A 20,524-nucleotide genomic window follows, 5' to 3' on the forward strand; every position below is an offset into this window, starting at 1 on the left:
CCAAAATATATGAAAAACGATTTATTTTTAAGAGCATTAAAAGGAGAAACCGTAAACCGCCCACCTGTTTGGATGATGCGACAAGCTGGACGTTATTTACCAGAATTTATGGCCATTCGTGAGAAATATGATTTCTTTACACGTTGTCGTACTCCAGAACTTGCAAGCGAGATTACAGTACAGCCTATTCGTAGATTTGGTATGGATGCTGCCATTTTATTTTGTGATATTTTGGTCATTCCCCAAGCTATGAATATTGAAGTACAGATGAAACCAAATTTTGGCCCTTACTTGCCAAACCCAGTGCGTACTGCAAAAGATGTTGAAAATGTTATTGTTCCAGATGTAACCGTGGCACTGGATTATGTATACCAAGCCATTAAAGCTACAAAGGAATTATTGAACAACGACATTCCATTGATTGGCTTTGCTGGGTCGCCTTGGACCATCTTGTGTTACTGTGTACAAGGCCAAGGAAGTAAAACCTTTGATAAAGCTAAGGCATTTTGCTTTACAAACCCTGTTGCCGTACATCAATTACTTCAAAAAATTACAGATACTACTATAGCCTATTTAAAGGAAAAAGTAAGGGCAGGCGTTAATGCTGTTCAAATATTCGATTCATGGGGTGGCATGTTATCCCCCACCGATTACCAGGAATTTTCATGGCAATATATTAACCAAATTATTGAAGCCTTGAAAGACGACGCTCCTGTTATTGCCTTTGGTAAAGGTTGTTGGTTTGCACTAGGCGATATGGCTAAAAGCAATGCTTCTGCTTTAGGAATTGACTGGACCTGTTCTGCTCGTAACGCACGCTATTTAACTGGCGGCAACATAACTTTACAAGGTAATTTTGATCCAGCCCGTTTACTGTCACCTCCTGCAGAAATAAAGCGCATGGTACACCAAATGATCAACGAATTTGGCAAGGACAAGTATATTGTAAATCTGGGCCATGGTATTTTACCAAATATCCCTGTAGACCATGCTAAAGCGTTTATAGATGCCGTGAAGGAATATGAAAGCTAAATTTTACCAATATATCCAAGATTTGCAAGACCAAATTACCTCAGCTTTAGAAACGGTTGATGGTAAAGCCACCTTTCAAGAAGACCTATGGAAGCGTCCTGAAGGTGGTGGCGGACGTACCCGGGTAATCCAAAATGGGAAGGTTTTTGAAAAAGGCGGTGTAAACATTTCTGGAGTTCACGGAAAACTTCCCAAATCCATGCAAGCCTATTTTAATGTGGGTGATGTTGATTTCTTTGCCTGTGGGCTAAGTTTGGTAATACACCCCAAAAGCCCTATGGTGCCTACTGTACATGCCAATTGGCGCTATTTTGAAATGTATGATAAGGATGGTGCTATTATTGACCAATGGTTTGGTGGCGGACAGGACCTAACACCTTATTACTTGTTTGAAGAAGATGTTATTCATTTCCACCAAATTTGTAAAACGGCTTGCAATAAACACAATCCTGCTTTTTATCCTGAATATAAACAAAAATGTGATGCCTATTTTTATAATGCCCACCGTAATGAAGCGCGTGGCATTGGTGGCTTGTTTTTTGATTATTGTAAAGCTACAGAAGATATGACCATGGAAGGCTGGTACAATTTTGTAACCGAAGTGGGCAACAGTTTTTTGGAGGCTTATGTCCCTATTGTTGAAAGGCGTAAAGACCTTTCATATACTGAAGCACAACGCCATTGGCAGGAAATACGCCGTGGGCGTTATGTCGAATTCAATTTAGTACACGATAAGGGAACTTTGTTTGGGTTAAAAACCAATGGCCGTATAGAAAGTATTTTAATGAGCTTACCCCCTCATGTGCAGTGGGTGTACGATCACCATCCAGAACCGGGAAGTGATGAAGACATCCTACTACAAGTTTTAAAACAGCCTAAGGATTGGGTTTAAAAACGTTGTATAATTATCATGCAGTACCTAACGCCATAACACTCTTTAGATTTTTACAAGAATACATTTTAAAACTCAAAAAAAATTAGTAACATTATTAACGATTTTAGTAAATATAGCATGTACCCACTAAGAAGAAACAGAAGATTACGAACCAATGAAGCCATTAGGGCATTGGTTAGGGAAACAACCATAAGCCCTAACGATTTTTTAGTGCCTCTTTTTATAACCGAGGGCACAGGGATTAAAGAAGAAATTGCTTCTATGCCCAATTACTATCGTTATAGCCTGGACCTTTTGGAGCAGGAAGTTAAAGTGCTTTGGAAAATGGGCTTAAAATCGGTTTTGTTATTTGTTAAGGTGCCAGACCATTTAAAGGACAATAAAGGTGCTGAAGCACTAAACCCCAATGGATTAATGCAACGTGCCATTAAAACCGTTAAAAATGCTTGTCCGGACATGTTGGTGATGACCGATGTAGCATTAGACCCCTACTCCGTTTATGGCCATGACGGCATTGTTGAAAATGGATCAATCTTAAATGATGAAACGGCTAGCGTGTTGGCTGCTATGAGTATTTCGCACGCCCATGCAGGTGCCAACTTTGTTGCCCCCAGCGATATGATGGATGGGCGTATTTTATCCATTCGTGAAGCTTTAGATAAAGAAAACCTTATCCAAACCGGTATTATGAGCTATTCTGCAAAATATGCTTCGGCATTTTATGGGCCCTTTAGAGATGCATTGGATTCTGCCCCAGTTGATATGGCAAGTGTTCCTAAAGATAAAAAAACCTATCAAATGGACTATGCCAACCGTTTAGAAGCTATTCGGGAAACAGAAATGGATATTGATGAGGGTGCCGATATTGTTATGGTTAAACCCGGATTGTGCTATTTAGACATTGTTCGCGATATAAAAAACACCGTGGAAGTTCCTGTAGCGGTCTATCAGGTATCTGGAGAATATGCCATGCTAAAAGCAGCTGCAGAAAAGGGTTGGCTAGACCACGATGCCGTTATGATGGAACAGGTTATGGCCATTAAGCGTGCTGGAGCAGACATGATTGCTAGCTACTTTGCTAAGGATGTTGTTAGATTGCTGTAAGCTTTAAGCAGTAAGCTATATGCTTTACGCGGCTTTTTTGCTTACAGCCTATACCTTTTATTTTCGTAACTTCGTAACTAAATTCTTTTTTAATGGGCGCATTACTTTTTTGGGCAACGATTTCTATTTTCTTTTCTTTTTTATGTTCTATACTAGAGGCTGTTCTATTGAGCATTACACCTACATTTATAAATTTGAAAAAACAGGAAGGTAAAGACTATGCACTTATATTAGAACATTTAAAAAAGGACGTTGATAAGCCCTTAATTGCCATTCTAACCCTAAATACCATTGCGCACACCCTAGGAGCCATGATGGTGGGTATTCAAGCGGAAAAGCTTCCGTATAAAGTTGAGCTTTTTGGCATTAATACCGTTGGCATTGTTTCAGCCATCATGACGTTTTTGATTTTAGTCGCTTCGGAAATCATTCCAAAAACTATTGGAGCCACTCATTGGAAGCGTTTGGCCAATTTTACATCAAAAGCATTGGTTGTTTTAATTTTCCCTTTGAAATGGACCGGTATTCTAGGACTGCTTCAACTTACCACCAAACTTATTGGAGGAAAAGGACACCATGGTAGTGTATTAAGCAGGGAAGACTTTCATGCCATGACCAACCTTGCTGAGGAAAAAGGGGTGTTTTTAGAATCTGAAAGTAAAGTTATTAAAAATATGCTTACGTTTAAAGATGTACAGGCCAAAGATATTATGACGCCTCGTACCGTTATGAAACTTGAAAATGAAGATACCACTATTAAAGCATTCTTTGCAAAAAATTCCAATATCCGTTTTTCTAGAATTCCCATTTACAAAAATGACTCTGATAACATTTCGGGTTTGGTTTTAAAGGATGAAGTCTTTAAAGAAATGGCTTTTGGTAATGGCCAAAAAAAGTTGGCTGACATAAAAAGACATATTATTATAATTAATCGAACTATGCCTATTCCTAGACTTTTTGAACAATTGGTTGAGAGTAAAAACCATATGGCCTTGGTGGTTGATGAATACGGCACTGTAAGTGGCTTGGTGACTATGGAAGATGTTATAGAAACACTTTTAGGTATGGAGATTATGGATGAAAGCGATAACATTCCAGACCTTCAATTATTGGCAAGACGTAGTTGGGAAACCAGAGCCAGACGATTGGGTTTAATTGACGACGAAAACAATGGCCATTAAAAATGGAGCTTGAATTAGAAACCTGCATGATTAAAAGCCCATTAGGATTTACCAAAATTATTGGTGATTCTAATGGTATTAGTGCTATTTCCATTCTTAATTCTGAGGAAAAAGAAACCGATGTTATTCCTGAGAGTCTGCAAGACTGTGTATATCAACTTCAGGAATATTTTGAAGGTACACGAAAAGTGTTCGACTTAAAACTTAATCCCGAAGGAACGCCTTTTCAAAAACAGGTATGGAATGCTTTACAGACTATACCTTATGGAAAAACCATTTCTTATCTAGACCTTTCAAAACAATTGGGTGATGTAAAAGCCATTAGAGCCGTTGCCAATGCCAATGGCAAAAACCCTTTGTGGATTGTTGTACCTTGCCATAGAGTTATTGGTAGCGATGGCAATTTAACAGGGTATGCCGGTGGTTTACACAGGAAACAATGGCTTTTAGACCATGAGAGTCCCTATAAACAACAGTCCCTTTTCTAGATGTTTTTAGCATTTCATAGACTCTCTTTATGAGACATTAATCTCATGATAAAAAAATAGGCATTTTGGTTTTTAAATTTTTTATAAGATATTTGTCTTATGAAGCATACGAAATTACATACTGGGAGGGAGCAACAAAAAGCCAAAACCCGAGCCAAAATACTAAAAACAGCTAAGCGGTTACTGGAAAAAGGAAAGCCCGTAAATCTGGAAGATGTAGCTTACGCTACTAATATTTCTAGAGCGACTGTATATCGCTATTTTTCTAATATGGATATGTTGTATTCTGAGGCGCTTTTAGATCTCCAAGAAAAGTCGCCCGTCATGATGTTTCAGGAAACCAAATACCTCCCCGTAGTACAACGTATTTTATACATCCAAAATTATTATAACGAACTAGCCCTTACCAATGAAGCTGCTTTTAGAAAAACCTTGAGCATGTATTTAAAGGATGAACATTCTGGGGATAAGACTTCTTCAAGAGATTCTAAACGCTTGGCTTCCTTAAAGCTTGCATTGAGCCCTATTAAAAATGAATTGGATGCGGGCACTTATCATAAGATTATAGCCATAGCTACGTCGCTTATGGGTATTGAGCCTGTGATAGCAGCCAAAGATGTATGCAATATGAATAATACACAAACCAAAGATGCTTTGGCTTGGGGGTTAGAAATTATTCTAAGTGCGATACTTTAAAATTCACATACAACTATTTACGTATCGGCTTTTAATTACTATATTTAATTCATTAAAAGCATTAGAATGAAATTTCTCAAAAAAGTCCTTAAATGGACTATTATTTGTTTAGTTACTATTATAGCCCTGCTCTACCTTTTTGATTACGGTTATATAATAAAAGGTGCCCGCATTGTCTATTTTACGGGTCATAATACCGCATTTGTTGACGATTACCCTTATTTTGAAAACGATACAATTAAAAATGGATCCAGCACAGATGTATGGCCCATTCATAAAGCCTATAATACGGTAAATGAAACCGAAAGGCTAAAACAAGCTAACAAAGATTGGGGAACCATTGCTTACCTGATTATTAAAAATGATAGTATTTGGTTTGAAAAATACTATGATGGTTTTAATGAACACTCTAAAACCAACTCGTTTTCCATGGCAAAAAGCATTACAACATCTTTGCTTGGCAAAGCCATAATGGATGGGTACATTACAAGTTTGGATCAGCCTATAAGTGATTTTTATCCACAGTATGATTATGCTGAAACAACGGTTGGAGATTTAGCGTCTATGGCATCGGGGTTGGACTGGGTAGAACATTATACGAGTCCGTTTTCAGTCACAGCCCGAGCTAATTACGATGATGATTTAGCTGAAACCATTTTAAACCAAAAAGTGATAAAGACTCCTGGTAAAGCGTTTGAATATTTAAGTGGAAACACCCAATTATTGGGTATGATCATTCAAAAAGCAACTGGAAAATCATTGGCCAGCTACCTCTCTGAGAGTTTTTGGGCCCCAATGGGTGCAAATGATGATGCCTTATGGCAATTGGATGATAATAAACATAGATTGGCCAAAGCTTTTTGTTGTATTTCCAGTAATGCTAGAGATTTTGCCCGTTTTGGAAAGCTTTATAAAGACCATGGTAAATGGAAGGGCAAACAGTTGTTGGACTCTACTTTTGTGGCCAAAAGTATTAGGCCACGTTTTAAAGAAAGTCCGGAATACGGCTATGGCTGGTGGCTGAAAGATGTTGGAAACCATCATTTTTTTATGATGCAGGGGCATCTTGGACAATATGTTATGGTAGAACCCAAAGACAATGTTATTGTTGTACGATTGGGGCATAATAAATCGCCTGATGCACCTATTAATGGTTTTCATAAAGACGTTACTTTATATGCAGAAGAAGCCTATAAAATGTTACACGAATGATTTCAAAATTAAATCTGGAAAGCATCTTATTTCTTGATATTGAAACAGTTCCCGAAACACAATATTTCTCGGAATTGGATGAAACCAAGCAAGCTTTATGGGAGCATAAATCGCAATATCAAAGAAAAGATGATTATACAGCTGAAGAATTTTATGATCGGGCTGGTATTTGGGCCGAATTTGGTAAAATAGTCTGTATTTCTGTCGGCTATTTTACATTTAGGGGAACTGTTAGAAACTTTAGGGTGACTTCATTCCATGGCGATGAAATTACCATATTAAAAGACTTTAAAAATTTATTGATTTCGCATTATAGTGGCTCCAACCATTTACTTTGTGCCCATAATGGTAAGGAGTTTGACTTTCCTTATATAGCCCGCCGCATGATTATTCACCAAATTGAATTACCATATAAGTTAAACCTATTTGGCAAAAAGCCCTGGGAAGTACCACATTTAGATACTTTAGAATTATGGAAGTTTGGTGATTATAAAAGCTATACCTCATTAAAATTACTAACAAATGTATTGGGTATTCCTTCACCAAAGGATGATATTGATGGTAGTGAGGTATACCATGTGTATTATAAAGATAAAGACATTGATAGAATTGTTACTTATTGTGAAAAAGATACCATAGCTGTGGCTCAAATATTTTTGCGTTTGCGTGGTGACGACCTATTGGACGAAAACGAAATTAAGCATATATAAATGCCTGAAAAACCCATTTTAAAGGTAAAAGACCTATCTATTTCATTTGGAAAGCATGAAGTAATTCACAATATTTCCTATCATTTAAACCAAAATGAGCTTTTAGGAATTGTGGGGGAATCTGGTTCTGGAAAATCTGTATCTACACTAGCCATATTGGGCTTATTGCCAAAAAAAATAGCGAACATAGCAACTGGTTCTATTATCTATAATGATTTTGATTTAACTAAACTCCCCTCCAAAACATTACAAAATATTCGAGGCAAAAAAATTGCCATGATCTTTCAAGAGCCCATGAGCTCTTTAAACCCGTCCATGACCTGTGGCATACAGGTACAGGAAGTTCTATTACAGCATACCAATCTGTCTAAACAAGCAGCTAAAGAAGAAACCCTTATACTATTTGAAAAAGTAAAACTTCCTAACACAACTCGTATTTTTGGAGCTTACCCCCATGAAATTTCGGGAGGGCAAAAGCAACGGGTAATGATTGCTATGGCCATTGCCTGTAAGCCGGATATTTTAATAGCGGATGAGCCTACCACGGCATTGGATGTTACCGTTCAAAAAGATATTATTAAATTAATAAAAGCACTTCAGGTAGAAACCAAAATGAGTGTTGTATTCATAACCCACGATTTAGCATTGATATCTGAAATTGCCGATAGAATTTTGGTAATGTACAAGGGAGAAATTGTAGAACAAGGTGATGCTTCGACTATTTTTAAAGCTCCACAACATATATATACCAAAGCTTTAATAAACTCTAGACCTTCATTAAAAACCCGGTTAAAAGTATTACCAACCATACAGGATTACTTAAATAATACCTCCAGTAATGAGATTGTAAGTAAGGAAGAACGTGCACAAAGGCACAGGGCATTATACAGTAAACCCCCATTATTAGAAGTTATAAATGTTGAAAAAGAATATGTCTCCAAAAGTGGTTGGTTTGGCAAACCCAACACCTTTAAGGCTGTAAATCGTGTTAGTTTCAAGCTCCATGAAGGTGAAACGCTTGGGTTGGTAGGCGAATCAGGTTGTGGAAAAAGCACTTTAGGTAATGCTATCCTACAACTGGATAAAGCCACTGCCGGACAAATTTTATATAAAGGTGTTGATATTACTAAGTTGCCTAATAAGGCTATGAAAATGCTTCGAAAAGACATCCAAATTATTTTTCAGGACCCTTTTTCTTCTTTAAATCCAAGAATACCTATTGGAAAATCCATTATAGAACCCATGATTGTGCATAACCTTTACAAGTCTGATATACAACGGAAAGAGAAAGCCATTGATATTTTAAATAAAGTAGGTTTATCTGAAGATTTCTTTAACCGTTATCCCCATGAATTTTCTGGTGGACAAAGGCAACGTATAGGCATTGCAAGAACCATTGCACTTCAGCCAAAGCTTATTGTTTGCGACGAATCGGTTTCGGCATTGGACATCTCGGTGCAAGCACAGGTTTTAAACTTACTGAACGATCTTAAAGACACTTTTGGATTTACTTATATCTTTATCTCACACGATTTGGCTGTGGTTAAATATATGTCAGATCAATTACTGGTAATGAATGGGGGTAAAATAGAAGAATTGGGTGATGCTGATCATATTTACAGCACACCCAATTCTGCTTACACTAAAAAATTAATCGATGCTATCCCAAAGGGATTATAACATAAATACTTTTTTTGTTAAATAAAGTAAACTTTTTAGAAACCTTAAATTTTCACGTAATGTCTCCTTGAATTTACTTTCATTAAATGTAGGTTGTTCAGGTAGATTTGTTGCAAAATTCATAAGTGTCAAATTTATGGTAGATTTGGGAAATCTATTTATTTTGTTTGGTTAATTTGGGGACTGCTAATATGAAACATATTTTCGATATAATCGCTTAAAAACATATAAAATCGATGAAATGCATTTATTTTTAACATTTAAAGTGTTTATTGGTCGATTTGGAATTTTGTTGTGCGGGAATTACATTTAAATACATAAAGAATCACGGTAATATCCTAAGGGATTTTTAACCCGCGGAGCAGTGGCATGTTAATAAAAATGTATGTGCTGGGAATATATACCTACAAGATCTTGAAGACCTTGCAGGTTAAACGTGACTGACAAGGTAAAAATAATTAAAGTTGCATTTCTGGAATGCTGCCTTCAACTATTAAGGTTCCTTCTGTAGCTTTTTTAATGGTTTCAACGGAAACACCGGGGGCACGTTCTAATAGTTTAAAGCCTTTATTGGTAACTTCCAATACGGCTAAATTTGTTACAATCTTTTTAACACAACCTACACCCGTTAAGGGCAACGAACAGCGTTTAAGTAACTTAGATTCTCCTGCTCTATTTGTGTGCATCATGGCAACAATGATGTTTTCTGCACTAGCTACTAAATCCATGGCACCGCCCATACCTTTTACCATTTTACCTGGTATTTTCCAGTTAGCAATATCACCATTTTCGGCAACTTCCATGGCTCCTAGTATAGTTAAATCTACATGCTGCCCTCGTATCATCGAGAAACTCATAGCCGAATCAAAAAAACTAGCTCCTGGTAGAGTGGTAATGGTTTGTTTTCCTGCATTAATAACATCGGCGTCTTCTTCGCCTTCAAAAGGGAAAGGTCCCATCCCTAAAACACCATTTTCACTTTGAAATTCGACTTCTATATCGTCTCTCACATAATTTGCTACCAAAGTCGGGATACCAATACCCAAGTTAACATAGTAACCATCTTTTACCTCTTTGGCGATACGTTTTGCTATATCTGTTTTATCTAACATGCTTTTAACTTTTAGTTCTTACTGTGCGTTGTTCAATGCGTTTCTCATAATTTTCGCCCTGGAAAATACGTTGAACAAAAATGCCCGGAATATGTATTTGATTGGGATCTAATGTGCCTAATGGCACCAGTTCTTCAACCTCGGCAACTGTAATTTTTGCAGCCCCACACATATTCGGATTAAAGTTTCTAGCGGTTCCTTTGAAGATAAGATTACCTGCTTCATCCCCTTTCCAAGCTTTAACAAAGGCAAAATCTGCTTTAAAGGCATGTTCCAATACATACATTTTGCCATCAAATTCACGGGTTTCTTTGCCCTCGGCTACTTCTGTTCCATAACCTGCTGGGGTATAAATGGCAGGAAATCCTGCTTGAGCCGCTCTACAACGCTCTGCCAAAGTACCTTGTGGTATAAGCTCTACATCCAATTCTCCGGAAAGCATTTGGCGTTCAAATTCATCATTTTCGCCCACATAAGATGAGATCATTTTCTTTATTTGTTTCTTTTGTAGCAGTAAGCCCAATCCAAAGTCATCTACACCTGCATTATTAGAAATACAGGTTAAATTCTTTATACCAAGTTTTACCAATTGGGCAATGGCTTTTTCAGGAATACCACTAAGCCCAAACCCTCCAAGCATGAATGTCATGTTATCCGAAACCCCCGAAAGCGCTTCTTCAACAGTATCTACTTTTTTACGAATCATTATTATTAGTTTTAGCCCTGTAAAATTACGAATTATTGAATGATTTGTATGAATTATTAATAAATAAAAAACCCTTTAGAATCACTAAAGGGCCAATATTATCTTAATAGGATTAGTTTATTTAAAACTGCAAATCGTCTGGAGTGTCTTCAGTTTCATTGTCACTATAAGTTGTGCTTTCTGAAGTATCGGAACAATCAACATTAATGGATAGTGTTGCCGGGGGTTCAAACTCCGCTTTTGAAATATTCAAGGTTTCATCGGCATAGCAACTTTTCATATATAATGCCCATATAGGTAATGCCATGGTAGCACCTTGGCCGTAAGTAATCGATGAAAAATGTGCCGCTCTATCTTCTGCCCCAACCCAAACACCAGTTACCAAATTAGGCACCATACCCATAAACCAGCCATCACTTTGGTTTTGTGTGGTTCCTGTCTTTCCAGCTATAGGGTTTGTAAACTCGTAAGGGTAGCCCGTAATGACCTCTTTATATACCGCCTGATTGCCAGACCACTTATGGCGTAACCTGGTTCCAGAACCACCTTGTGTAACACCTTCTAAAAGTTTTACGGTAACATAGGCTGTTTCCTCACCAATAACATCACGGGTTTCTGGTTTTACCTGATATAAAATGGTACCATTTTTATCTTCAATAGTCGTAACCATAACTGGCTTGGTATAAACACCTTTGTTGGCAAACGTTGAATAGGCCCCAACCATCTCGTAAACACTTAAATCGGGGGTGCCTAGTGCAATGGAAGGTACTGGAGGAATCTTTGAATCGACTCCCAATCGCTCAACCAAATCTATAACCGTTTGCGGTCCAACTTTATCCATCAACCTAGCTGTTACGGTATTTACCGAGTTTGCTAAAGCATTTTTTAAGGTTCGTGTGCCTCCATATTCGTTTCCTGAGTTTTTAGGACACCATTGTTCTGGATTGCCATATTTATTTTTCTCTATACAGAAAGGTGTATCTGGAAATTCGTCACAAGGTGAATAATGCAATTGATCTATGGCAGCGGTATAAACAAAGGGTTTAAAGGTTGATCCTACTTGTCGTTTACCTTGTTTAACCATGTCATATTGAAAATGGCGATAATTTATACCTCCTACCCAAGCTTTTACATGTCCCGTTTTTGGATCCATAGACATCATTCCGGTACGCAAAAAGGATTTGTAATAACGCATGGAATCAATCGGTTTCATAATGGTATCTATTTCTGAAGCTTGACCATCTTTCCAAGCAAAAACGGACATTTGAGTTGGTTTATAGAATGATTTTTCTATGTCCTCATTTGATTTTTTTAAATCGTACTTCATATGTCGCCAGCGCTCGGACTGCTTCATGGAATTTCGTAACAAGGTATCAATACCTCCCATGGTTAACTCTAAAAATGGCGCCGTAGGATTCCTTTTTGGGGTGTTCTGGTTAAAAAACTCTGCTTGTAGTCTGGGCATATGCTTTAGCACAGCATCTTCTGCATATTGCTGCATGCGGGAATCTATGGTTGTGTATATTTTAAGACCGTCGTTGTACAAATTATAGGTTGTACCATCGGGTTTGGGGTTTTCTTTTATCCAATCCTTCATGAAGGCATCTAAATAACCCCTAAAGTATGTAGCAATACCTTCACGATGCGACTCGGGCGAATAGTTTAAGTCTAAATCGGTTTTTTGAAGGGAATCTTTAACCGTCTCTTCAATAAAATCATACTTCTCCATTTGGGACAATACAGTATTGCGACGGTTTTTTGTTAATTCCTCACGTCTTCTTGGGTTGTATAGTGAGGAGTTTTTAAACATCCCCACTAACATGGCCGATTCCTTTATGTTTAGATCTTTGGGTTCTTTGCCAAAATAAATTCTTGCTGCACTCCTAATGCCATCGGCATTGTTTAAAAAATCATAAATATTGAAATATTGTGCTATAATTTCTTCTTTGGTGTATTGGCGCTCTAAACGCGTTGCAATAATCCACTCTTTTATTTTTTGAAGTATTCGCTCAACAATGTTTTTTGAACCTTCTCCATGAAACAGTTGTTTTGCCAATTGTTGGGATATGGTACTGGCACCGCCGCCTCTACCCATTTTTACAACTGCTCTTAATGTTCCAAAGGCATCTATTCCTGAATGGCTGTGGTAACGGGCATCTTCGGTAGCAATTAAAGCATCTACTAAGTGTTGGGGCAATTCATCGTAACTTACCGGTGTTCTGTTATCATTTAAATAAAATTTGCCTAAGGTTTTCCCGTCAGAAGAAATAATTTCGGTAGCTAAATTTGTTTTGGGGTTTTCTAATACGGTATGGTCTGGCATTTCGCCAAAAGCCCCCCAAGATGCCAGTAAAAACACAAGAAAAATTCCTAGAAGTCCTAACCCAAATAATATCCAAAACCATCGAACATATTTTGCAAAGTCATGTTGTACTTCTGGTTTTTGTTTTTTTGTTGCCATATTTAAAGTGCCTTAAGTTATTGCTGCCTTAAATGCCTAAAACAATTATCAAGTATTTAAGGTTACTATTGTTTTATATTTGGTTTTTCTATTCTAAAGCCTACATCGGTAATTCCTTCAAGGTTTTCAACGCCATTAACTTTTCCGTTTTCACGCATGGCTTGTTGAATATTGACTTGATAAGTGCCTGCTTCATTAAAAACCACTTGCTCTTTATACCAAAGCTTGTTTTCTTTTACATCGGTAAATCCGGTGCCCAATAGTTTTCCTGAGGGGTCGGCCATACGGTATTCCAACGTGTCTTTTACAGTTTTACCATGCGGAAAAACCATTTCAACAATTAAAAACAAATTATTGTATTTATAGGCATTGGTATTTCTTAGATTAACAAATAAATTATAGGCATTTACAGAATCTGGTGGATTAATTTTAAAACTGATTATAGAATCTTTATGCCATTTATTTGGAACTGTTTGATACACATCGTATATACGATTTGAATCACAAGACGCAAATACAAAAGAAAAAATTAATAAAAATAACAATGCATTATTTCGCAGCATCTTTACGTTTTTGAGGTTTTTTTTTATTGCTTTTGTTTCTGTTGTTTTTGCCTCTATTGCTTTTACGTTTTCTTCTAGGTTTTGGACTATCAAAACGTGTTAAACTATCCTGACCTACAACGTTCTCAAATTCGTTTTTAGTATCTTCAACAAGGTCTTGTGCATACATTTCCAGACTTACAACTTTTTTGTTCTTCTTGTTTAGTTCAATAATTTCGTTAGCTTGATCGGTTGTAATTCTATGCCAGTTGGTCCATTCGCCTTCATAGGCATACCATAAATGGCCTTTAAAAATATCTGTTTTTTGGCAAACTGCTATTCCTTTGTCTGTTTGTAGTTTTGTTTCTGTTTTTGGGAAATGTTTTAAAGCATCTAGGTAAGTATCCAATTCATAGTTTAAGCAACACTTTAATTTACCACATTGTCCTGCCAATTTTTGGGGGTTTAAAGACAACTGCTGGTAGCGTGCTGCCGAGGTGCTTACCGAACGAAAATCGGTTAACCAAGTAGAGCAGCATAGCTCACGCCCGCAGGAGCCAATACCCCCAAGTCTAGAAGCTTCTTGGCGAAAACCAACTTGCTTCATCTCAATGCGAGTTCTAAACTCGCGCGCAAATACTTTTATAAGCTCTCTAAAATCAACACGGTCTTCTGCTGTATAATAAAATGTGGCTTTACTGGCATCGCCTTGAAACTCAATATCAGAAATTTTCATTTCTAAATTTAAATCAATGGCAAACTGGCGAGCCTTAACTTTCATGGGCTCTTCTTTATCACGTGCCTTTTGCCAAATGTCTATATCTTTTTGGCTGGCTTTTCTGTAGATTTTTAAAACTTCTTCTGGGTTTTCTGGTATGTTTTTACGCTTCATTTGAATACGCACCAATTCTCCCGTTAGGGTAACCATACCTATATCATGCCCAGCCGGCGCTTGTGTTGCCACAACATCACCAATGCTAAGCGTTAAGTTTTCAGTATTTTTATAATAGTCTTTTCTTCCATTTTTATAACGGACTTCAACCCAGTTAAACGGTTCTTCACCATTAGGAAGCGACATGTTGGATAACCAATCAAAAACAGTTAGTTTATTGCAACTGTCTGTTCCGCATGTCCCATTATTTTTACATCCTTTTGGTTGTCCGTCTTTACCAGTTGAACAACTGTTGCAAGCCATATATTATATATATTGAATTCGTTAATAATTAAATTATCACGAATGAAGGTTCATAAATCTATTTGAACTGTAAATATAAGATTATCTAAGGACTTCTCTTAATTTTTATTTTAAGCCTTGGTGTTATTTTTTTGAAAGTGATCAAAAATATTTCTCAGGTCTTTTTTATAGGGAAGGTGTTCTGCCCGCCCTTTTTTAAATATGTCGTTACTATTTCCCTGACCTTTTCTAAGTGCTTTTTGTTCTTCATAAGGCAATCTGTTAATCTCCATACAAGTTTTAGAACAGCAGTTTTCCATTTCTTCCTTGCATTTAGGGCATTGAATGAACAACAAATGGCATGCTTCGTTGGCACAATTGGTATGTACATCAAACGGTTCGCCACATTGGTGGCAATTTGCTATAACATCCTCGCTAATACGCTCTGCACGTCGGTCGTCAAACACAAAATTCTGCCCTAAAAACTTATTTTCCAGATTTTGCTCATTAACCTGTCTGGTATACTCTATAATACCACCTTCTAACTGATAAACGTTTTTAAAACCTTTATGCTTAAAATAGGCGCTGGCCTTCTCACAACGTATACCACCGGTACAGTACATAACCAAATTTTTATCCTCCTTATGTTCACTTAAATCGGCTTCAATAATGTCTAAGGAATCCCTAAAAGTGTCTACATCGGGTGTTATGGCGTTTTTAAAGTGGCCTATTTCACTTTCGTAATGGTTACGCATGTCTACCAAGACTGTATTCTCATCTTCAATTAAGGTGTTAAACTGATCTGCCTTTAGGTGCACACCCTTGTTAGTTACATCAAAGGTATCGTCATTTAATCCATCGGCTACAATTTTATGGCGCACTTTTACCTTTAGTTTTAAAAAGGATTTGTTGTCCTGCTCAACAGCAATGTTTAAACGAATGCCTTTTAAAAAGTCAATACTGTCTAAATGTAATTTAAACTCATTAAATCTGTCGGCCGGCAAGGATAATTGTGCATTGATTCCCTCGTGGGCTACATAAATCCTGCCTAAAACATCCATAGCATCCCAAGTAAGGAATAAATGGTCTCTAAAAGCTTGAGGGTTTTCAATTTTGGCGTATTGGTAAAAAGAAAGTGTTAATCGATTTTTGCCTGCTTTATCAATTAATTCTGCCCTTTCTTTTGCACTTAATTTATTGTACAGTTGCATGCTATACTAATTTTTAAGGTTAAAGATTATTTTTTAAGGGTACAAAGATAGATATTTTATTAGGAATTCAAATTGCCCGTAGAGGGTATACGGCATTATAGAAATACATTATCCACCGAATCCCAATACAGCGTAGGTGTTAAACATTACGTTTTGTTTATTCGCTACGCAGTATTTTCCCAATCTCAACGTTTAAATGATGGTCGTGACCACGAAAAACATGCGCTTGACCACCCACAACATAATTCAGAGCACCAAAAAGATGCTCCCGACCATGATAAACATGACCTCAACAACAAAATAGATAACCATGACCGCAAAAAAGATGGTCTCATATCAACTTTAACATAACTCTACACCATCTTAAACATGGTTGCAAGCACTAAAAAGATAATCGAGAGCACCAAAAACATGACCCTATATCATATTTATCATGTTTCGACTCACAAAAATCATGGTTTCGAGTTTTTTAAAAATGGATTTGAGAAACAAAAAAAGCACCTAATCCATAAAATCAAGTGCTTTTCCATAGTTTAGTTTGGCAATATTATGGCAAATTTCATAGCAAAAATTTCCCCACTTTATAGTTAGATGCAAATTGTGCAAAAAGGTTGCGTTATAAAATTGTGTGATGATAAAAGATGTAGTATTTTAGCAAACGACTTTAGAAAAAATTACATAAAATGAGCAACGAGAAAGATGCTAAACTAAAAGCACTAAAACTAACTTTAGATAAATTAGATAAAGCTTACGGTAAAGGTACCGTAATGAAAATGAGCGACCAAGCGGTTGTTGATGTAGATGCTATACCGTCTGGGTCTTTGGGTCTTGACATTGCCTTAGGGGTAGGTGGTTATCCACGTGGGCGCGTTATTGAAATCTACGGGCCGGAATCTTCTGGAAAAACAACTCTTACCTTACATGCCATTGCCGAAGCACAAAAGACTGGAGGAATTGCTGCATTTATTGATGCCGAACATGCTTTTGATCGGTTTTATGCTGAAAAGTTAGGGGTCGATTTAGATAATTTAATCATTTCACAACCCGATAATGGCGAACAGGCCCTAGAAATAGCAGATAACCTTATCCGCTCTGGTGCCATAGATATTGTAGTGGTCGATTCTGTAGCCGCTTTAACGCCAAAAAGTGAAATTGAAGGTGAGATGGGCGACTCTAAAATGGGGCTACACGCCCGATTGATGTCTCAGGCATTAAGAAAGCTTACAGCTTCTATTAGTAAAACTAACTGTACCGTAATATTCATTAACCAATTACGTGAAAAAATAGGGGTTATGTTTGGTAACCCAGAAACGACCACGGGCGGTAATGCCTTGAAATTTTATGCTTCTGTTCGTTTAGATATTAGACGCTCTACACAAATTAAAGAAACAGACGGCAATGTTGCTGGTAATAAAACCCGGGTAAAAGTGGTGAAAAATAAAGTGGCGCCACCTTTTAAAACGGCCGAATTTGATATTATGTATGGCGAAGGCATAAGTAAGGTAGGTGAAATATTGGATATAGCCGTTGAAAACGAAATCATTAAAAAGAGTGGTTCCTGGTTTAGCTATGGCGAAACAAAATTGGGTCAAGGTCGCGATGCCGTAAAAGTGCTTATTAAAGACAATCCAGAACTTATGGACGAACTTGAAGCTAAAGTTAGGGAGATTGCCAAAGCAGCCTCTAATCCTGAATAGAAAACAAAATCCCGAACTATCGGGATTTTTTTGTCCTTATACGCAACCATTTAACTAAAAAAGCATCTATGTTATAAAACCTTATTAAAACATTAATTTTAGTTATTATGAAAAAGTTGCTTGCCCTAAGTTTCATTTTAGTTTTTTTCGTGTCGTGCAGTATTGATGATGACAGTACTAACTATAGCTTTGAAATTTTGCCCGTAGAGAGCGTAGATATGCCTACCGAATTTACCTTGGGTGAAACTTACCCTATAACCGTTTCGTATTTTAGGCCTTCAACGTGCCATTCTTTTAAAGAGTTTTACTATCGTAAAGACCTAAATGAACGTATTGTTGCCCCCATAACCTACGTGTTTGATGATGACGACTGTGAACCTTTAGAAAATGAATTAGTAGAATCTTCTTTTAACTTTATAGTTACCAGCAATGGCTCCTATATATTTAAGTTTTGGCAAGGGGAGGATAACAATGGTGAAGATCAATATTTAGTTATAGAGGTTCCGGTAACAAACTAAATAAGTACTAATTAATATATGTTAATTTGAGTTTAAACCAACTCATAGAAAATTGTAAACGCAATGATACTAAAGCGCAAAGTGAATTGTACAAACTCTTTTCGAGTAAGTTATTCTCTGTTTGCTTAAAGTATTCGAGAAACTATGCCGAAGCAGAAGACAACCTACAAGATGCGTTTTTAACAATTTTTAAAAAGATTGAACAATACAAAAACAAAGGTTCTTTTGAAGGTTGGTTAAAACGCGTTACAATTAATACCGTACTACAGCAATATAGAAAAGAGAAAGTTTTTGATATTGCCCATGAAAATATGATTGAGGATGTTGAATTAGAAGTTGAGGAAGACTCCATTTCACTCGACTATCTTCTAAAAATTATTCAAGAATTACCCGATAGATACCGATTGGTTTTTAACATGTACGTACTAGATGGTTATTCGCATAAAGACATAGCCGGTATGCTGGATATAAACATAGGCACTTCAAAATCCAATTTAGCTCGTGCTAGACAAATTTTGAAACAGGCCATAGAAAATTATAAAGTAACACAACGTTTGCAATCATTATAATAATGAGTGATAAAAAACACATAGACAGGCTGTTCCAAGAGCGCTTCAAAGATTTTGAAGTGACTCCTAAAGATACTGTTTGGGAAAACATAGAAGCTGAACTTAACCAAAAGAAGAAAAAAAGACGTGTTATACCTATTTGGTGGCGCTATGCTGGAGCTGCAGCATTATTGCTCCTTACATTAACATTAGGCAACCTGTACTTTAACAAATCCAACAATGTAGAATCTATACAAGTTGTAAATACCGAGAGCCCTACTAACGATTCCAATTCTGAAAACACAAGTGCCCCAAACAAAAGTAACGATAGTATAAACTCTAACAATAATACTATAATTGCTAAAGAGGAAAACAACACCCCTTTAAAATTGCCTCAAGAAACAACTATTGAAGAAGGCCCTATTAAAACCGCTTCTACAAATAACAGTGCCAATCTACCCCCATCTAATAAAGTAAATACTAAAAACGCATTAAAGGCGAATACAAGTAACAACAATGCTATTGCTTCAAATCCAAAAGAAAACAAGAATATCCGAAATTCTGAAAACAACAACGTTGTTGCCCAAAAAGACCCCTTGGTAGATAAAGTAAAAACTACCGAACATGTAGAACCACAGCCACCGCTGCAAGACAATACGGTTGTTGCAAAAAATAAAGATGATGAAACCGACAATACAACCATTGCAGATAACACAAACACTGACGAAAATAATCTATCCATAGAAGAGGCCATAGATAAAACCAAAGATATTATTGAAGAAGAAGATAAGTTAAACAGATGGAGCGTTGCCCCAAATGTTGCTCCTGTTTACTTTAACAGTCTAGGAGAAGGTTCGTCCATAGACCCTCAATTTGTCAATAATCCAAAAACAGGCGATCTTAATATGAGCTATGGTATTAATGCAAGCTATGCCATTAACAAAAAGTTAAGTGTACGCTCTGGTATTAATAAGGTCAACCTAGGTTACAATACTAATAATGTTGTTGTTTTTCAATCTGTAGGCGTGAATTCAAGTACTAGTTTGTTACAAAACGTAGATTCTGGAAACAGAACGACTACTATTAATGACGCTGCTACTGAAAATGAAAGCATATCCATTATTAGTGGTGAAACATTTAATGCCAATAAAAGCCCTAAGGCTCTTATTGCAACATCAAGCAACACGTCTATTAACCAATCGTTGGGATACATAGAAGTGCCTCTAGAAATTCAGTATGCCCTTACAAGTAAAAAGTTGGGCATTAATGTTATTGGAGGCTTTAGCTCTTTCTTCTTAAGTGATAATAAAATATTTTCTGAAACAGAAGGTAGTGAAAAAACCTTACTTGGTAAGGCAAACAACATAAACAAAGTAAGCTATAGTGCTAATTTTGGGCTTGGTTTAAATTATAAGATGTCTAAAAAAATAAACCTGAATTTAGAACCCATATTTAAATACCAAATTAACACATTTAACAATACTTCTGGCGACTTTAAACCCTACTTTATAGGGGTATATACTGGATTCGCCATTAAATTCTAGGTTTTTGGTTAGA

Annotated in this window: 21 protein-coding genes; 14 read left to right on the forward strand and 7 right to left on the reverse strand. The window is 36.8% G+C overall.

Features of this window, described 5'->3' with window-relative positions:
- The first annotated feature begins 9 nt into the window (after positions 1 to 9).
- The 3 genes from hemE to hemB all read left to right on the forward strand — a co-directional run bounded on the left by hemE (position 10) and on the right by hemB (position 3,031).
- Positions 10 to 1,032: a uroporphyrinogen decarboxylase gene (hemE, locus tag AC5SR4_RS05550; protein ID WP_495358540.1), complete on the forward strand. Its 1,023-nt coding sequence runs from the start codon at positions 10 to 12 to the stop codon at positions 1,030 to 1,032.
- Positions 1,022 to 1,924, forward strand: coding sequence for an oxygen-dependent coproporphyrinogen oxidase (gene hemF, locus AC5SR4_RS05555; protein WP_495358541.1), 903 nt, complete (start codon positions 1,022 to 1,024; stop codon positions 1,922 to 1,924). Before hemE ends, hemF begins: the two co-directional genes overlap by 11 nt.
- A 120-nt stretch (positions 1,925 to 2,044) precedes the next feature.
- Entirely contained in the window at positions 2,045 to 3,031 is a 987-nt protein-coding gene (gene hemB, locus AC5SR4_RS05560) for a porphobilinogen synthase (protein ID WP_495358542.1), read from the forward strand.
- Here the strand turns inward: hemB and AC5SR4_RS05565 are convergent.
- A complete protein-coding gene (locus AC5SR4_RS05565; RefSeq protein ID WP_495359209.1) occupies positions 3,018 to 3,206 on the reverse strand; it encodes a hypothetical protein in 189 nt (62 codons plus the stop codon). The two genes, hemB and AC5SR4_RS05565, sit on opposite strands and share 14 nt — an antisense overlap.
- Between AC5SR4_RS05565 and AC5SR4_RS05570 the strand changes: the two genes are divergently transcribed.
- The 6 genes from AC5SR4_RS05570 to AC5SR4_RS05595 all read left to right on the forward strand — a co-directional run bounded on the left by AC5SR4_RS05570 (position 3,124) and on the right by AC5SR4_RS05595 (position 8,998).
- Positions 3,124 to 4,212, forward strand: a complete 1,089-nt coding sequence (locus AC5SR4_RS05570) for a CNNM domain-containing protein (protein ID WP_495358543.1) — start codon at positions 3,124 to 3,126, stop codon at positions 4,210 to 4,212. The two genes, AC5SR4_RS05565 and AC5SR4_RS05570, sit on opposite strands and share 83 nt — an antisense overlap.
- A 2-nt stretch (positions 4,213 to 4,214) precedes the next feature.
- Positions 4,215 to 4,700: a methylated-DNA--[protein]-cysteine S-methyltransferase gene (locus AC5SR4_RS05575; RefSeq protein WP_495358544.1), complete on the forward strand. Its 486-nt coding sequence runs from the start codon at positions 4,215 to 4,217 to the stop codon at positions 4,698 to 4,700.
- 99 nt (positions 4,701 to 4,799) lie between these two features.
- Positions 4,800 to 5,396, forward strand: coding sequence for a TetR/AcrR family transcriptional regulator (locus AC5SR4_RS05580; protein WP_495358545.1), 597 nt, complete (start codon positions 4,800 to 4,802; stop codon positions 5,394 to 5,396).
- Between the two features lie 66 nt (positions 5,397 to 5,462).
- A complete protein-coding gene (locus AC5SR4_RS05585; protein ID WP_495358546.1) occupies positions 5,463 to 6,608 on the forward strand; it encodes a serine hydrolase domain-containing protein in 1,146 nt (381 codons plus the stop codon).
- The gene (locus AC5SR4_RS05590) at positions 6,605 to 7,318 is read left to right on the forward strand and encodes a 3'-5' exonuclease (RefSeq protein WP_495358547.1); all 714 of its coding nucleotides are present in this window, start codon (positions 6,605 to 6,607) and stop codon (positions 7,316 to 7,318) included. The genes AC5SR4_RS05585 and AC5SR4_RS05590 overlap by 4 nt, the downstream gene beginning before the upstream one ends.
- Positions 7,319 to 8,998 (forward strand): ABC transporter ATP-binding protein, encoded by a 1,680-nt coding sequence (locus tag AC5SR4_RS05595; RefSeq protein ID WP_495358548.1) that lies wholly within the window; start codon positions 7,319 to 7,321, stop codon positions 8,996 to 8,998. It begins immediately after the preceding gene.
- Positions 8,999 to 9,456: 458 nt separating this feature from the next.
- Here AC5SR4_RS05595 and AC5SR4_RS05600 read toward each other — a convergent pair whose 3' ends face one another.
- The 6 genes from AC5SR4_RS05600 to trhO form a co-directional block, all read right to left on the reverse strand.
- Positions 9,457 to 10,110, reverse strand: a complete 654-nt coding sequence (locus AC5SR4_RS05600) for a CoA transferase subunit B (RefSeq protein WP_495358549.1) — start codon at positions 10,108 to 10,110, stop codon at positions 9,457 to 9,459.
- A gap of 4 nt (positions 10,111 to 10,114) precedes the next feature.
- Complete coding sequence (locus AC5SR4_RS05605) at positions 10,115 to 10,816, reverse strand: CoA transferase subunit A (RefSeq protein WP_495358550.1); 702 nt, start codon at positions 10,814 to 10,816, stop codon at positions 10,115 to 10,117.
- A gap of 121 nt (positions 10,817 to 10,937) precedes the next feature.
- Positions 10,938 to 13,277, reverse strand: a complete 2,340-nt coding sequence (locus tag AC5SR4_RS05610) for a penicillin-binding protein 1A (RefSeq protein WP_495358551.1) — start codon at positions 13,275 to 13,277, stop codon at positions 10,938 to 10,940.
- Between the two features lie 65 nt (positions 13,278 to 13,342).
- Positions 13,343 to 13,840 carry a gliding motility lipoprotein GldH gene (locus tag AC5SR4_RS05615; protein ID WP_495358552.1) on the reverse strand — a complete coding sequence of 166 codons (498 nt, stop codon included), beginning with the start codon at positions 13,838 to 13,840 and terminating at the stop codon, positions 13,343 to 13,345.
- The gene (locus tag AC5SR4_RS05620) at positions 13,827 to 15,014 is read right to left on the reverse strand and encodes a PSP1 domain-containing protein (RefSeq protein ID WP_495358553.1); all 1,188 of its coding nucleotides are present in this window, start codon (positions 15,012 to 15,014) and stop codon (positions 13,827 to 13,829) included. Before AC5SR4_RS05620 ends, AC5SR4_RS05615 begins: the two co-directional genes overlap by 14 nt.
- A gap of 110 nt (positions 15,015 to 15,124) precedes the next feature.
- The gene (gene trhO, locus AC5SR4_RS05625; protein WP_495358554.1) at positions 15,125 to 16,204 is read right to left on the reverse strand and encodes an oxygen-dependent tRNA uridine(34) hydroxylase TrhO; all 1,080 of its coding nucleotides are present in this window, start codon (positions 16,202 to 16,204) and stop codon (positions 15,125 to 15,127) included.
- A 153-nt stretch (positions 16,205 to 16,357) separates the two neighbouring features.
- On the opposite strand from trhO, the gene AC5SR4_RS05630 reads away from it, so the two are divergent.
- The 5 genes from AC5SR4_RS05630 (at position 16,358) to AC5SR4_RS05650 (ending at position 20,511) form a co-directional block, all read left to right on the forward strand.
- Positions 16,358 to 16,555, forward strand: a complete 198-nt coding sequence (locus AC5SR4_RS05630) for a hypothetical protein (RefSeq protein ID WP_495358555.1) — start codon at positions 16,358 to 16,360, stop codon at positions 16,553 to 16,555.
- Positions 16,556 to 16,887: 332 nt separating this feature from the next.
- On the forward strand, positions 16,888 to 17,901 hold the full coding sequence (recA, locus tag AC5SR4_RS05635) for a recombinase RecA (RefSeq protein WP_495358556.1): 1,014 nt from the start codon (positions 16,888 to 16,890) through the stop codon (positions 17,899 to 17,901).
- A 107-nt stretch (positions 17,902 to 18,008) separates the two neighbouring features.
- Positions 18,009 to 18,419, forward strand: a complete 411-nt coding sequence (locus AC5SR4_RS05640; protein WP_495358557.1) for a hypothetical protein — start codon at positions 18,009 to 18,011, stop codon at positions 18,417 to 18,419.
- Positions 18,420 to 18,445: 26 nt separating this feature from the next.
- Positions 18,446 to 18,988 carry an RNA polymerase sigma factor gene (locus AC5SR4_RS05645; protein ID WP_495358558.1) on the forward strand — a complete coding sequence of 181 codons (543 nt, stop codon included), beginning with the start codon at positions 18,446 to 18,448 and terminating at the stop codon, positions 18,986 to 18,988.
- Between the two features lie 2 nt (positions 18,989 to 18,990).
- Positions 18,991 to 20,511 carry a hypothetical protein gene (locus AC5SR4_RS05650; protein WP_495358559.1) on the forward strand — a complete coding sequence of 507 codons (1,521 nt, stop codon included), beginning with the start codon at positions 18,991 to 18,993 and terminating at the stop codon, positions 20,509 to 20,511.
- The last annotated feature ends 13 nt before the right edge of the window (positions 20,512 to 20,524 follow it).

The organism is Aestuariibaculum scopimerae (genome assembly GCF_059428085.1).